Annotated in this window: 13 protein-coding genes; 12 read left to right on the plus strand and 1 reads right to left on the minus strand. The window is 38.6% G+C overall.

Annotation, left to right across the window (positions count from 1 at the left end):
* The 4 genes from Q4591_RS05530 to Q4591_RS05545 form a co-directional block, all read left to right on the plus strand.
* A partial coding sequence (locus Q4591_RS05530) for a hypothetical protein (protein ID WP_303459838.1) occupies nucleotides 1–421 on the plus strand: 421 nt, incomplete at its 5' end.
* A 167-nt stretch (nucleotides 422–588) separates the two neighbouring features.
* A complete protein-coding gene (locus Q4591_RS05535; protein ID WP_164717954.1) occupies nucleotides 589–756 on the plus strand; it encodes a hypothetical protein in 168 nt (55 codons plus the stop codon).
* Between the two features lie 609 nt (nucleotides 757–1,365).
* Complete coding sequence (locus Q4591_RS05540; protein ID WP_303459840.1) at nucleotides 1,366–2,469, plus strand: DUF4238 domain-containing protein; 1,104 nt, start codon at nucleotides 1,366–1,368, stop codon at nucleotides 2,467–2,469.
* 858 nt (nucleotides 2,470–3,327) lie between these two features.
* Nucleotides 3,328–3,798 (plus strand): hypothetical protein, encoded by a 471-nt coding sequence (locus Q4591_RS05545; RefSeq protein ID WP_102532013.1) that lies wholly within the window; start codon nucleotides 3,328–3,330, stop codon nucleotides 3,796–3,798.
* A 571-nt stretch (nucleotides 3,799–4,369) separates the two neighbouring features.
* Here the strand turns inward: Q4591_RS05545 and Q4591_RS05550 are convergent.
* Nucleotides 4,370–4,882 carry a hypothetical protein gene (locus Q4591_RS05550; RefSeq protein WP_102519582.1) on the minus strand — a complete coding sequence of 171 codons (513 nt, stop codon included), beginning with the start codon at nucleotides 4,880–4,882 and terminating at the stop codon, nucleotides 4,370–4,372.
* A gap of 157 nt (nucleotides 4,883–5,039) precedes the next feature.
* Between Q4591_RS05550 and Q4591_RS05555 the strand changes: the two genes are divergently transcribed.
* The 8 genes from Q4591_RS05555 (at nucleotide 5,040) to Q4591_RS05590 (ending at nucleotide 14,125) form a co-directional block, all read left to right on the plus strand.
* The gene (locus Q4591_RS05555; protein ID WP_102440054.1) at nucleotides 5,040–5,279 is read left to right on the plus strand and encodes a helix-turn-helix domain-containing protein; all 240 of its coding nucleotides are present in this window, start codon (nucleotides 5,040–5,042) and stop codon (nucleotides 5,277–5,279) included.
* 230 nt (nucleotides 5,280–5,509) lie between these two features.
* Complete coding sequence (locus Q4591_RS05560) at nucleotides 5,510–6,637, plus strand: tyrosine-type recombinase/integrase (RefSeq protein WP_303459841.1); 1,128 nt, start codon at nucleotides 5,510–5,512, stop codon at nucleotides 6,635–6,637.
* A gap of 68 nt (nucleotides 6,638–6,705) precedes the next feature.
* Nucleotides 6,706–8,376 (plus strand): hypothetical protein, encoded by a 1,671-nt coding sequence (locus tag Q4591_RS05565; protein ID WP_303459842.1) that lies wholly within the window; start codon nucleotides 6,706–6,708, stop codon nucleotides 8,374–8,376.
* A gap of 2,230 nt (nucleotides 8,377–10,606) precedes the next feature.
* Nucleotides 10,607–10,933 carry a hypothetical protein gene (locus Q4591_RS05570; protein WP_102530780.1) on the plus strand — a complete coding sequence of 109 codons (327 nt, stop codon included), beginning with the start codon at nucleotides 10,607–10,609 and terminating at the stop codon, nucleotides 10,931–10,933.
* Nucleotides 10,934–10,989: 56 nt separating this feature from the next.
* Entirely contained in the window at nucleotides 10,990–11,583 is a 594-nt protein-coding gene (locus Q4591_RS05575) for a hypothetical protein (RefSeq protein WP_303459844.1), read from the plus strand.
* A 58-nt stretch (nucleotides 11,584–11,641) separates the two neighbouring features.
* Nucleotides 11,642–12,316 (plus strand): metallophosphoesterase, encoded by a 675-nt coding sequence (locus Q4591_RS05580; protein WP_102530782.1) that lies wholly within the window; start codon nucleotides 11,642–11,644, stop codon nucleotides 12,314–12,316.
* Between the two features lie 91 nt (nucleotides 12,317–12,407).
* Nucleotides 12,408–12,995, plus strand: coding sequence for an ECF-type sigma factor (locus Q4591_RS05585; RefSeq protein WP_303459847.1), 588 nt, complete (start codon nucleotides 12,408–12,410; stop codon nucleotides 12,993–12,995).
* Nucleotides 12,992–14,125 carry a serine/threonine-protein kinase gene (locus Q4591_RS05590; protein WP_303411095.1) on the plus strand — a complete coding sequence of 378 codons (1,134 nt, stop codon included), beginning with the start codon at nucleotides 12,992–12,994 and terminating at the stop codon, nucleotides 14,123–14,125. The genes Q4591_RS05585 and Q4591_RS05590 overlap by 4 nt, the downstream gene beginning before the upstream one ends.
* Nucleotides 14,126–14,583 lie beyond the last annotated feature (458 nt).

Below are 14,583 nucleotides of genomic sequence, written 5' to 3' on the forward strand. Positions count from 1 at the left end.
CATTAACGTTGATGACAGCGGCAAAGGGCAACGTATTAAGAATGCCAATGCAAGACGCAGTATTCCAATCCACCAAACCCTGATAGAGCAGGGCTTTATTGAATTCGTAGATAAGCGTAAAAAACATCCCCAGCTGTTTAATTACAAACCAGTGGGATTAGTGGAAGATTGGTCAAAAACCTATTGTAAGCACCTATCGATATTACAAACCTGCATTGGCATGAAAGCGAGTCAACGACCAACGGCTTATAGTCTACGACACACTTTTATCGATGAGTTTAAGCGTTTGGATATCAGCGAGCATATTGTGGCGCAGATAGTCGGCCACGCAAACCCAAACATCACCTACGGCCGCTATGGGAAGGATATTCAGGCTAGGGCATTACTCAAATACATTGAGCGACTTGAATATAATATTTGATGATCGGTGTGTTTATTCGAAAGTGGTAGAGGAGTGTGTAGCTCATTTATGCCCCTTTTCGTTTTACATGATCTATCCGCGACCCACTTACAATGTGTCAGTTGACCAAATTTTATTAATGAGCCAAGGTATCTAAAGGACTAAGGAATTACCAGAGAGGGAATGCAATGAAAGTCGAAATCGAAAGAACCGAAGATGGAGAGGCTTTTTTCAGATTACCTGATGAATATCTTGCAGACCTAAAATGGCAAGATGGTGATGTCATTGAGTGGATTGATAATAAAGATGGTACCTGGACCTTACGAAAGTCCTCGGTAGCAAGTCCTGCGGATTAGTCATGCTGGTCAATGGGTTTTATTCATAATTATTTAGAAAATGGATGCAGCATCAGACTTATGTACATCATTGATGATTGATCATGAAGTACTGGCGATAGAGATAGATTATTGGAAAATGGGCGGGAAACATGATATCGAGCTCAGGTTTATCCAATCAGCAACCCACAACAAATGCCTATGTGGAAAGCTACACACTACTGTACGGCATGAATAGCTGTGGTTTTATAACAATGAACGACCTAACACATATGAGCCTTCCGCCAGTCAATAGGCGAACCTAACTTATTTGACTGCTTTTGCAGTCAAATAAAAATCAATCAACAAATTCATCTACTTCGTCTGTCATTTAGCTGTAGTGGTATGGTGAATTTTGCCACTATTTTAGAGCATACCTAGCTTATTTATGCCCCAAAACGTTTTAGTATCAATTGTGCGACGGCTATTGCTTCTAATTTCTTGACCAAATTTATCTAATGGAAGAATATGACATTAATTGTACAAATAGACTAGTGATGTAATTCGTAATGAGCATAACTTTGGCAATGATGTCGATATCAGCTCGGTTGTAAGTAAGCACAAATAGAAGAAGTGCAAAGGTAAGTATGGATGTCAAAAATCACTAAGAATCAGCACTTTGTGCCTCAATGTTTACTCAGAAATTTCACTTCAGAAAGTGGAGTGGTGAACATCTATGACTCTGCTCGGAAAAAACTAAGAAACCCAACGAGTGTTAATCGAGTTTTATCGGAAAACTACTTTTATGATAAAGATAACATCGTTGAAAATTTCTTAGCTGAGTATGTTGAGGGGCCAGCTTCGCACATTTTCAAAATGATTGCGGGTGAAGTGAGTGGTGGTTCACTGGATGAGAAAGCTCACATAGACTTGCTCAGATTTATTATTGTGCAATTGAGTCGTACACCAAGAGCGTTTTCATCTTCACTGGACAATATAGATACTGTTTTTAGCGAGCTAATAAAGCAACTTGGTGAGCTTAACAACTTCGATGAGGATGTAATAAATAGCGTAAAATTCTCTTTAAATGATCCAAAAGACATTTTGCGATTACAAACTTTAGAGGCAGCCCTTGATTGGCCTCTTTTAGACGATTTAAAATGGCACTTTTTAATCAATGACACTGATAAAGAATTCGTTATATCGGATCATCCTGTAGTCCATTACAATTGGTATCTCAGGAACCTAGATGTAATGGATGTTTCGAGTTTAGCGAAATGTGGTTTGCAAGTATTCCTTCCAGTATCTAGTAGAATTACACTTTGTTTATATGACAAGAAAATCTACAAGATAGGTGATAAGAATAAGCATTTTTCACTAGTGAATGATCTATGTGACATTCATTTGCTAAATGAGCTTCAGTTTAGAAGTAGAGAGTCATTCATAGTTTTTAGCTCAAGGTCTGACTCCAACTACGTTGAAAAGCAATGCCAACGCTTTCCAAGCAATAGCCTATATAATAATGACTTCAAATCATCTCCTCCGGTCTTTAATGGTAATGAAGCTAAAAGTAAACTTGCTCTTTGGCGGAGGCCGCATGTTTTTGAAAGATGGCTATCGTTCTGCAAAGTCAAAAATAAAATAAGCAGGCAACAAGTTATTAGCTATGACAGACGACCGGACATTGTGAGAGATCATCGGCAATTTAAGGAGCATATGCGAATGAATAGAAAGCGCACTCTCACAAACGTATAAGGCTTCAACATACTTGCTCTAATCCGAAAGAGTACGTATTAGATCATTCTTCTTAACAGGTTTATGTCCCAAAATGTGTTTCGCAACTCAAAAGGCAAGTTGGCCGAATAAAGCTTTGGCTTTAGAAAAGCTAATGATAAATGGGTTTGCTTAGTCTATAAGCTATGCCTGTCCTATCTTTGCTTTTCAGCAAAAGCATCGTTAATTGGTACTTTGTCATCTTTCAACCGCCAATCTAAAAATATGATTTGATCGTTTAATGTGGCATGGAGCTTAAAACTGGAAGGTGTCACTATCTTGTTGATTTATAGATATTAGATAGAGTTGTTTTACTAACATAATTTCGAATAGGTACCACTATAAGTGATTAGGAAAACCTGCGGCGCTAGAGTATTTATTGAAACTCACGCTAAATAAGCATCTTAAAACTACTTGAATAGTGGCTACATTATCCCCATCTAATTTATATGGCTAGATGGAGTGAAAATGGATTTACTTAACTCAATTGGTATAAAGGATGTGCTTCTTCAATACTGTGTTGGAGTCATTCTATTTCTTATTTTAGTTAACTCTTTGTATAAAATGGTTATTTGGGGTAAGAAAATGTCCAAAGGAGCATTTATATTTTTGGCAATTTTCCCTTAATTTCAGTTTTTCCGATCCCGCCCCCAGCATTTAAAAATGTGGAAAAAGCGAAACAGGAGCAACATAAGAGAAAAGAGGATAGTGGTGATCCGCCAGATGAAGAGTGAGGTTAATTATAGTTATAGTAAATTAAGCCACTAAGCCTTTTAATTCTTCATTTCAAATTTGTGCGCGAAAAATTCTAAATCAAAAATCCGATATTGAGCGAATATCATGGCCGATAAATATCAATCTGACTCACACAACAATCAAAAGGATAATTTTATGATTTTCAAGGAAGAATCAGTATTTAAAACAATAATACTATGTATGCTGACGTTAGGGGGATATTTGATGTATAAATTGTATACATTTTCAGTGCAAATTAATGAAAATACAGAAATGAAAATTTCAAAAGTATTTATGACTATAACTATTGTTTTGTTCTCGGTCTCACTTATTACTCTTGCTGTTGGTTTATTCTATTTACCTGAGAAGAAAATTTTAATCAGTTCGCTAGGGTTACATGTTCTTTCTACCGTTTTTGATATTTCATGGATATTAATGGTTCGTAATCGAATGAATCTAATCACTGGCGCCAAAAAAGGTGAGGCTCTGTGGTTGGATCCACTTAAAACTTCACTATTACATGTTATTTATATGCAACATAAGATAAATCAGGGCCATGAGCAAAGCTCCATGTAACAAAAACTTCTATTAGGTGACTAAAGCTTTAGATTGGCATTATCTCATATCCGATTGTCATACTTTCCCTAATGAGACTCATCATCTTAAGAGCTTTAACTCTAACAAGCTTTTGTCCAGGTACGTGTCAGAGGGGGACTACTGACACGTTTATGTCCAGGGCAGTTAAGCCGTTTTTCCTTGCTTGTGTTAACTGTTGATATTATTAACTCAAAAAATCTCATAAACGCGAACAAGTTGCTCGCTTGATGACACCCTAGTGTTAGGTTTTCTATTAAATACTCAGTTCTGACAAGTTTGTTAGGCTAATCGTTTGATGATAAATAATACAATATGGAAAACAAAACACACAATAATCCAATACTTGCCAAAATCAAACCCAAGTCTATATGCTCCATGCTGCCTCTTAACACTCCTTGTTAATTGTTCTAAAACTATAGTGCCTGATTAATGTTTATGACAATTCTCACAAAATTATTTTTGAACTCTCTGTCCAAAAGTCGCTAGACAAGTCAATGCTGTGGCCTGTGTTCATTGGTCACTAAAATAGAATTCAACGACATAATGACTTCTAAATCAGTTGCCTTTTTTTGACTTCATTAATCAACTCATTCACCGCATTGAGTTCAATGCTTTTTTTATACAGTTCGGCATCTAACTTCTTGAGCTTGGGATTAATGATTGCGCGACATGACTCAAACTTATCACTAAGCGATTTAAATGCATCGAATTGATGCTTTAACTGCTTGATATGTTTCTGTAGTGCATTATAGTGACTTGTGAGCGTACTCGTGTTGTTTATGTGCTTATTTGAAGTACCTTCAGGTCTTTTGGTGAGCACTTTAGTTGTGCTTTCTTGACTGAAAAGCTTTTCAAATTGGCCATTAGGGCTGCCTTTTGGAGAAAGCCGCTTTATAAGCTGTTTTTGTTCTAATCGGTATAAGTGGTTATGCATGCATTTTCGCAGAACGGCGACACTCTCAGATGAGTTAGAGTCCCACTTAAGTGCTTTTAATAACTGTTCTGTTTGAAAGATATCGGAACAATATCTGTTAAGTATTCTAATAAATTCAGCTTGTTTCATCGGTGATAGATTCGAGTTGTGATTAAGTTAACCCACTGATGCAAGCACCAGTGGGCGGGAGTTTAGCTAATAAGGCAGCGGCAAACTGATATTAGCTAAGTGAATAATTATCACAAAACACACTATAGTGTGTTTTGTTCTGGTCTTCAAGATAAGAATGAAAAAAAAGATTGCGACTGAGTTTGGAAAAAAACTAGCAGAAAAAAGAAAAGAAAAGGGACTACTTCAAAAAGACCTGTCTCAACAGTGTGGCTTTAGCCTTAATTATATCGGTATCGTAGAGCGCGGAGAGAAGAGCATTAGCCTTGAAAAAGTATTTATTATTGCCAGCGTTTTATCGTGCTCGGTGCATGATTTAATGCCTGATGAGAAAGCATTAGCTATCGATACTGAATAAGCTTAAAGCATAAGGTGACTTAATGAGGTAGCGATATATTTTGCATTAGGCTTAACTCACTTTAACGATACAGATAAGATTTCTATAAACTTGTCAAAATCAAAAGTTAGCAATATACTTATTTAAAATCATGCACTTACAATTAAATAGGTGTTGATTATATAACTGTGAAGTGTATTATTGTTCCCAAGAATAAAGCAGGCTAAATCAAAGCTGCAGACCTGGGGATAATGACTCAAACAGTTAATCAATTTATAGAAAAATACCTCGCATTTAGAAAAATCAAAGCAGCGCCTTCTACATTGCGCTCTGAACGCAGTAAAGCCACTAAACTATCTAGGTTGATTGGTCATCGTTCAATTTGCTCCGTCAGTCACAGTGACGTTCTGCAGCTCATCCAGACGCTCGATACACATTACGCGAACAAAACCATCAATGAGTTCTTAATCATTTTGCGTGCTGTATTTAATTATGCAGAACGTGATGGTGCGATTGCTCATAACCCTATGGCAGGGATTGCCAATTTAAAGGTCATTCACAGCGAGCCTGAGCCTTTTACGCTCAATGAGTTAAGCTTGATGAACCAGGTGGTCGTTGAGTGTGAAAGCGGTAAAAACCTGTTTCAGCTTGGGGTGTTAACTGGGCTGCGCATTTGTGAGTTGCTGGCGTTAACCTGGGAGGTCGTGGATGTAGACAAAGCGCAGCTGCATGTAAAAATCGCGCTGGTTGATAACATTTATAAGACCCCAAAGACCGCTGGTTCAGTCCGAATAGTTGAATTATGCGATTCAGCGGTTGAGATATTACAACAGCAACACTTGATAACCGGTCATAAAAAAACCGTTAACTTAACGGTCTTGCAAGCAGATAATAAAACCAAAAAAATTGAACGGCTTTCACCTGTTTTTTACAATAGCAAAACCCACAAGCCGTTTATTCACGCCAAACAATTCAACAAAACCTATTTTGCACCATTACTGAAAGCTGCAGGTATCAGCCATCGTGGAGCGGGGCAGTTACGCCACACGTTTGCGAGCCAAGCATTAACCGCAGGCATATCAAAAGAGTGGATTGCAAGGCAAATGGGGCATACCTCGACGGCGATGATAGATATTCACTATGGTCGCTGGATGTCACAAGATGCACCGAACAATGTCGCTCAGGTATCAAAGCAGTTTTCTAGCGTATTTGGTCGGTTTAACCCTCAAAACAAACAGATTCAATCGCCACCTTCCGCACCAGACAATGATATTTCGCTAACTTCTGAGCAGTTAAAAAGCCTGCTACACCAGCATCCTGAATTGCTAATGCAGTGCATTGGTCAGCTATTCGGACAGACTGATGTGGAGGGGGCGTAATGCGTATTATTAGAGCCTTTTATTCATGTATAAATTTTGCTTATAACAAAAAAGGTCGGCGCACAGGCATGGCATCGCTGATACATTCACTGCGTCTTACTTGCCCCAGTGTCGCCGGGTTAACCCATTTAGGAAAAATGCAAAAATACCTACGCACGAAAGAGGAAATTCAAGTCGAATGGGATGAGTCACTATCGGATTCAAATCTGATAGATACACCAGATGGTATTATTCCTCTTAATTCTATTTCGCCAGAACAGCGTGAAGCTATTTTATTTGATGTCATGGGTGAAACCACTCAGAGTGCGGCTTCTTATGCGCAAAAAGGCAAAGCCAAATCGAAAGCAAAATCCAAATTGAAGTCGTGGATTGCAGATGACAAACTTCCTCAGCAAGTTGCTAAATTAGTGACGAGCTGCATCGAGTCCACCGTCTTTATCAACGTCAATGAGATTAGCGCTGAATTTAATCAGTTTGAACTGCCGAGAAAAAATCAAAAACTCAAACAACTTATCAAATATATCAATTCACATAATGCGCTCATTGATAAACCGAAGACCCTAAACTCGACTAATTTCCAAGAGATACTCTTTAAAATTCCTATCAAACATGGCGTTGGCGCGGATGTGATTAGTCATAGAAGCATGATGGAATCGATGAAGTTATACCTGCAAACCTACTTCCCTGAATACCCCATTAAACTCATGACATTGCACCATGATGAGCGTCTACCCACGGAAAACACTGGCGGTCATGTTCACGTGTTTATTTCTGGTCAAAACAGTTTAACAGGCGAGCATGATTTACGTCTGTCTCAAATTAAACGTGTCAATGAGTTTTTGATAAAACGCGGTGATGGCGCAGATTGCCTCGCAGAGTCTGGACGACTGTATTATATCGAGAGCAGTGAGGTTTATAGTTATCTGCAGCAGATGTTTTATGAATTTATCAATGAAAACCTGTTTAACGAAAAAGACCTCAATGCTGAATTCTCACCAGAATCTGAGCGTCAGTCTGCAAAGCGAAAAGCGATGAATAAAGAGGCTAAATTACCAAAACATCAGCGTCCATTTAATTTCTACACGCGCAAAATAGAATGGCTACAGCAACAGATAAGCGTGCTGAATAAGCAGTACCAGTCGATAACTTATAACATCTCAAATGGCGAGCAAACCCTCGCGAAATTGCAGACTGAAAACAGTGAGATACAAAAACAAAATCTTGATTGGCAACAAAAAACATCTGGATTACACAAGGAGTTCAAACAATTGCTCGTTAAACGCGACGATATCTGTACTGACATTGAGAAAGGGCAGAAGTTTATTCACGAGCAGGCGTCTGTGAGTGAGCAATTAGATGTTGAAGTCAAAAACAAATATGCTGAAGTGAATAAGCTAAATCAAGTAGCCGCGGTCAAACATAAGCAGGTCATTGAGCTCGATGATGATATTAGCAAAAAACAGGCGTTATTAGCGCGTCTAAAAGAGATAACCGCGCAGGCTCTTCAGCCGTTAGAGCAAATGATATCGAAAATCTATATGCGCTTCCAGACTGCGGACAGCAGCAAAGGTAAATATTATTTTAACATGGTTTTGGAAGCATTTAACGACAAGCTTTCACCTTTAATTCGAGACATCTCGATAGATATTGCCAAACAGACTCAAGACAACGCTCTCGAATCGGCATTAAAACGAAAAAACCAAAAACTGGCTGAAAACAAGTCTGATAGCGGCTTGTAGGCAAAGCATAGCTCATAAGCTAAATGGACCTATGCGACTAAAACGCAGTGAGACGTTAATGATTACCTATATGGCCTTAATCAAGCCTGTAGCAGCCTTTAAGGCAGGCTACAGGCTTAAGTAAAAACATAATAGATCAACCATTTCTCAAAAGAGGCTTATAGCGCACATGGATGCCTATAAGCCTTTTGCATTCAACCCACTCATTATTTCCCCAAACTTGGTAAAACCACATGTCTCGATGTTGAGCATTAACCTTGCAGCCATTACGAGGGCGCTGATAGCTTGACGCGCTCGAGCATGAAGATTTACCTCCCTTTGGTGAATGGCGGCATTACGGGCCCTCAAGTGCTTGTGACTACTTTTGGCATATACACAGCTCATTAAACCTTTCAAGCGGTCACAACCTGTTGCAATCAATTCTCGAATTATATGGTGTCACCATAGTTAGGTGAGGGTGTGTTACTGCCAGTGATGGCAATGCTACTGTCACAACTGGCAGTGATAGTGTCAAATGTGGCAGTACGGATGCCATGAAGACTGCAATGGTCGCGAAACATAGGCAATCAATACCAGACAATGAGGTTAAGAAGAAATATCGCTGAATTTGGGACTCATTTCCTGTCGTTTTAACGCGATATCATTCCTATAAAACGCTCTGAGAGATGACGCTGCAGTGTCAAATCTCGACTTTCTCACAAGCCTTTTATCGATCCCTTTGAGCCAAAAAAGACAAAAATATCGCAATGAGAAAGACCGATTTCTTGGGGCATTTCACCTGCAAGGCTGAATTTGGTTAAAAAAACTATTTCTACATGTCATTTCAACAAAAAGCGGTAAATATAACGAGTGAGGTACGAACAACTGTCAATATTTCGCTACAGCAGAGAGCAACCAGTTTTGAAACTCGTTTGCTCTTGCTCTCAGCGAGAGCAAAAGTTTTTTAAATTTATTTGCACTCGCTCTCAGTGAGAGTAACTTTTTTCGAAATTCTTTTGCTCTTGCTCTCAGTGAAAGCAATATTTTTAATTTATTGGCAACTAGATAAGCTCAAGAGCGGTATGTGGTCGTTTTGAAGTGTTTATAGGGCTGTATTTGCGATTGTTAATACCATAGCGCAGAATTCGAAACTCTAGGCGCTAGAGGCATGGCTCAATTGCTTGTAAAACAGCACTCAGCGAGTGCGAAAAACGCAGGCCATCGCAGTCTAGACTGCGAAAAAGATTAGCCCACTTAAAAAGTGGGACAACATAGTAACCCGGTACGCTTGTATCCCACTTTTTGTTCCAAAAAGGTCGGATACAAGCTAGGGCAAGGGGGTACCCCTTAACCCCAAAAGCCAAAAGCAACAAGCAAAAGCATGTGAAGAACTAGTCGGTCACGCAAACCCAAACATCACCTACGGCCGCTTTGGCAAGGATGCTCAGGCTAGAACATTACTCAAATACATTGAGCAACTTGAATATAACATTTGATGACCGGGTGTGTTTATTCGAAAGTGATAGGGTCGTGTGTAGCTCATTTCTGCCCCATTTCGTGCTAGCTCATAAAGCTGGGTAGACTGTAGCTAACTACGTTTGCCATACTGTAGTGGCCACAGTCATGGAGTTCAACCAGAATAATCATTTGATATCTTGGTATAGAATTTCTGCTTATCTTGTTCACCCAAAACAACAGAATGTAGGGTCTTACTAGCTAGAAATAAAAAAACGACCATGAAGGTCGCTTTTCATTTTCTGACAGGCAAAGCATAAGTTTGTTTGTATAACTTTAAATCACGCGCGCAGCGTGTACCTAGCATTGATTTGAATGTGTTTAAGTAGCTCTAAACTCTAAGTTCAATTAATCCAAACATCCTCACTGGTCAACAAAAAATCACATTTAATATTACTTTAATTAATTACTTACCCAAGATAATAGTATTGCTTATTCCGCACAGGTTTATTTATATTACAAAGGACAATCTGTGACAGTAAATACATAGCCAATGCTCGTCAACTATAGTGGCCAGTTTTACTTGACCACGATAGTTAAGTACATAAGGAAAGTGATGTCCCCCAGTGTCAGGCTATTAACGATTTCCTTTGTAGATCCATCTATGTTCTCTTTTTAATTCACCTTTTTGCGTAAATAATTTTATTTTACGTCACTCATCAATTTTGAACATTCCTTTAAGCTGACCCTATTCGCATATTGATTGAATATGTATACATAAGAAAAGGAAGAAGTGATGAAATCGAATTTTAAAAACAATATAAAAGCGAGCGTGATTTTTGGGTTAAGTGCGATGGTGTTAGTGGGTTGTGGCAGTTCTTCAGAAGAAGATCAACTGGTTTGGATTCAGAATTGGAACAACTCGCTTAATGTTGAGGCAAAAATGAAAATGCTAAATACCTGCTTTAAAGAAGCGGGAGTGAAAAGTATGACTATGGAAATGACAGACGCACAAAATCAAATAGTGAATCAGTGTGAGCTTGATTACGTCATCGAATTGGCTGAAAAAGATGGCATTAACTTGGATAGAGAGCTTTTAGCGGCTAACACGCTGCAATTATAAGATTTAATACGTCATCACGCTGGTAGTTTGGCAAAAGAGATCAAAAAGGAATATATATGTCATTAAAAGAAAAAAACTTAGATTTAGTCAACGAAGTAAAAAATACTGCTGAGCAGTTAACTCATAATTTACAACAATCGCAAACATTTGAGCAAGCTAAATCATCGCTTTCCAATACTAAAGAACGGGCGCTAGCAGTAGACCCTGCCAGTATTAAATTGATGAACTTTTTTGCGGTATTTAGTTTGGCTTTTATGCTTTTAAGCACTTATTTCCCGGTAATGAAGGTGATGGGAAGCAGTATACCGCTGAGTGAGATGACTCCAGTTTGGTTATTTATTGTTGCCATTTTAGCCTTGTGTAGTCACTTGTTTGGGGTCAAACAGTCAATTTCACGTGGGCTTTTATTATTACTGCTACTGTCGATTTCTTACACCGTGTATCAACAAATAGCAGATATGTTTCAAGCTGCAGAAATGTTTGGAGGTGTAAGCACAAAAGACATTATGAGGGGGGTAGCGGAAGGATTGAAATATGCAGGTGTTGGTTTTTATCTGTTTTTAGCGAGCCTTGTGTTGGTGGTAATTGCAACGATTAAACCTGGTTACAAAACTAACCATGCATTGTGGGCTCAATTAATTCAAAAGTAGCTCGTCATTTTTGAAGTAGCCAGTCTATGACTGGCTATTTTTTTAAGGCTTAGATGATATGCAACTAAAACCTCGCAAGCAGCATATTTTTAATACTGCAAATTTAGTGGGTAAAGACTATATCGTCGGCGATATACATGGCCAAATACAACGGCTTTATGATCAATTATTTACGCTGGAATTTAACTTTCAAACTGATCGCCTTTTTTGTACTGGAGATCTTATCAGTAGAGGTAACGAGAGTATTGATTGCATTAATTTACTCACAAAGAAGTGGTTTTTTTCGGTGATGGGAAACCATGAACAGCTGTTTCTATTAGGTTTTCAGAGCCCTGGTTATTGGGACTTTTTGAGACAAAAAGAAGGTGAGTGGCTATCACAGCATATGCACCGTTTTGATTTGTTAATACGCTGGAAAACCTTAATTGATATTACGATGCCATTAGCGCGTACTATTGATGTTAATGGCAAAACGATTGGTATTAGCCATGCGTCCTCCACATCTAGTTGGAAAAGACTGCAAAATGGTACTTTGTCAGATGATGATATTTGGCATGTGTTATGGAGTCGTCCTTTACAGAATGCTCACTCTTGCGCAGGGATTGATGAGGTTGACTATGTAGTACATGGGCATAGCCCCGTAGACAGGGTAACTTGTCATGGGAACCGTTATTGGATTGATACCTTCAGCTTGAAGCAAGAACTGTCCATAATCAATCTCAATGATTTATAATAATGTCAGCTTAATGTTTTGTAATTTCTAGTAATTGAGGCTGAAGTAGTTGATAATTCAATTGTGATGAATGTTGAACAAAGGGATTGTTGTGTCAATAAGAGAGCTAAGCAATGCCACTGAGTTATTGGTGGGTTGGCAAAATAGAGACAAGCATCAAAGTAAAGAGTTCCTTACTTATGCTTATCAAGATATTCGGTTAATTGTTGAAAAATACCTTTCTCAACACCGCCCTAATGAAACCCTTTTACATGATGCCTCCATTACTGAGTTAGCTAATGAGTCTGTGGTGAAATTACACCGCTGGCGTAACGATGAACAGCCCTTTGAAAACCGGAAAGACTTTTTTGATTATGTGCGCGTATCAGTGTGGCATTTGTTGTTTGGTAAGCCCCATCAATCACTAGTGAATCAACACAAAGCGAAACAAGAATACTTGCATTCACAATTAATGGACTCTGAGGTGTTACTGCCTAATTGGACCGAAAACCTTTCATTATCTTCTGCTTTAGAGCTGCTTCAACAATTCCACCCAAGGCAAGCTGACGTGTTTGAACTTAAAAACTTTGCCATGGTGTCACATCAACAGGTGGCTGATATGCTGGGGTTGTCGCCAAGAACAGTCGATAACGACTTAAAATTTGCCACGGTTTGGCTTAGAGCAAAGTTAACTGAATGATAGATATTGTTTCTCTATATAGTGAGTTGGCGAATTTAAGTAAAACAGATCAACAACAACGCTTATTGCCCTTAAAGAAAAAATTCCCAAAACAAGTGTTAGCGCTTGAAAAAATGCTGACGATAGATGATATATCGTTATCCAGTAGTCAGTTAATATCGCAGCAACTCTCTAATCAGTCCTCTGTTTCTTATGATGCATTGATTGGTGAGGAAGTCATGGGGTTTACTATTACCCAGTTAGTTTCAGAGTCTGGTGGGATGGGGCTGGTTTTTCAAGGCGAACAACGCTTAATGAACCATGATAATGGGCGTGTAAGAGTACATAAAGCGGCTATTAAAATTCTACGTACGAATAAGTTTAACTCCCAGCAGCAAAGGGAGATATTTCACAACGAAGCCTCTATTTTAATGACACTAGACCACCCTAATGTTTGCAGTATATACGGGGTGTCAGAGGTGTTAGGCAGCGCCTGTATCGTCATGGATTTCATTGACGGTCAAGGGCTGGATGTATGGCTAGCTAATAATAAACTCAATCTAAAACAAAAACTGAATGTGTTTGAACAATTACTGCGAGCTGTGAGTTATCTACATGGCCAACATCTTTATCATGGTGACTTAAAGCCGCAAAATATCATTATAAATGATCAAGGACACTTAGTACTGATTGACCTAGGACTCGCAAAAAAATATAAACAAGAAGTCAGTGATAGCAACGATGGCTATCATCAAACAGTTCAGGCGTTTACACGCCACTGGAGCGCGCCTGAGCAGGTGGCAGGGCAGGTTTGTACCTCACAATCAGACGTATTTTCACTTGGAGTCATACTTCACTATATGATCACGGGTAAGGTTGCGATAACCGATGCGGTGAATAAACTAAAAAATCCTGAGCTTAATTCGATAATCAATAAAGCCTTAGAAAACGCACCACAGCAGCGTTATCTCGATGCAGAATCATTTAGGCAGACTATCCATTTTTTTCGGCAAGGTTTACCTGTTCAGGAATACTCCCAAAGTGCGCCTTACCATTTGAAAAAACTGTTAAGACGAAAGCCTTTTACCTCTCTTGCTTGCGGGTTACTGGTTTACTCTATTGCAACAACCTTATGGATAGTATTTCGTTAAAAAATTCCATATATATTGCGTAAACTCAGAGTGTATCTGTCACTGCAATCTCATTAGCCGTCGCTATATCATTATCTAGAGTTAATCGCTACCACTCATCCCTCAGTCTGTCATATTGCTCCAATAATGCTAAATATGTAAAAAATGGCCAAGTTATGATTATGTAAATCTCCCTAGTTTTTTTGGGATCCCTACTTAGGTTAAATTAGTCCAAAAAATCTGGGGCTGTCCAATTTAAATGTTGACTTTGTTTTATATTTCTCCATAAATATAGTAAATTGGATGATATAAACCTTTTTCTAGAAGGTATGAATGGACTCAATAAAACAACTTAAAGGAATAAGATGAAAAGGCTAGGAATGACTTTACTCACCTTTGTTATCGCTTACTTTATGGCCTTCTTTATCATTAAATTCGGCCTGACACTTCTCCTGACTACTAAAACTGGATTTAGCCTG

Source organism: Shewanella sp. 3_MG-2023 (assembly GCF_030548765.1).
Classification (GTDB): domain Bacteria; phylum Pseudomonadota; class Gammaproteobacteria; order Enterobacterales; family Shewanellaceae; genus Shewanella.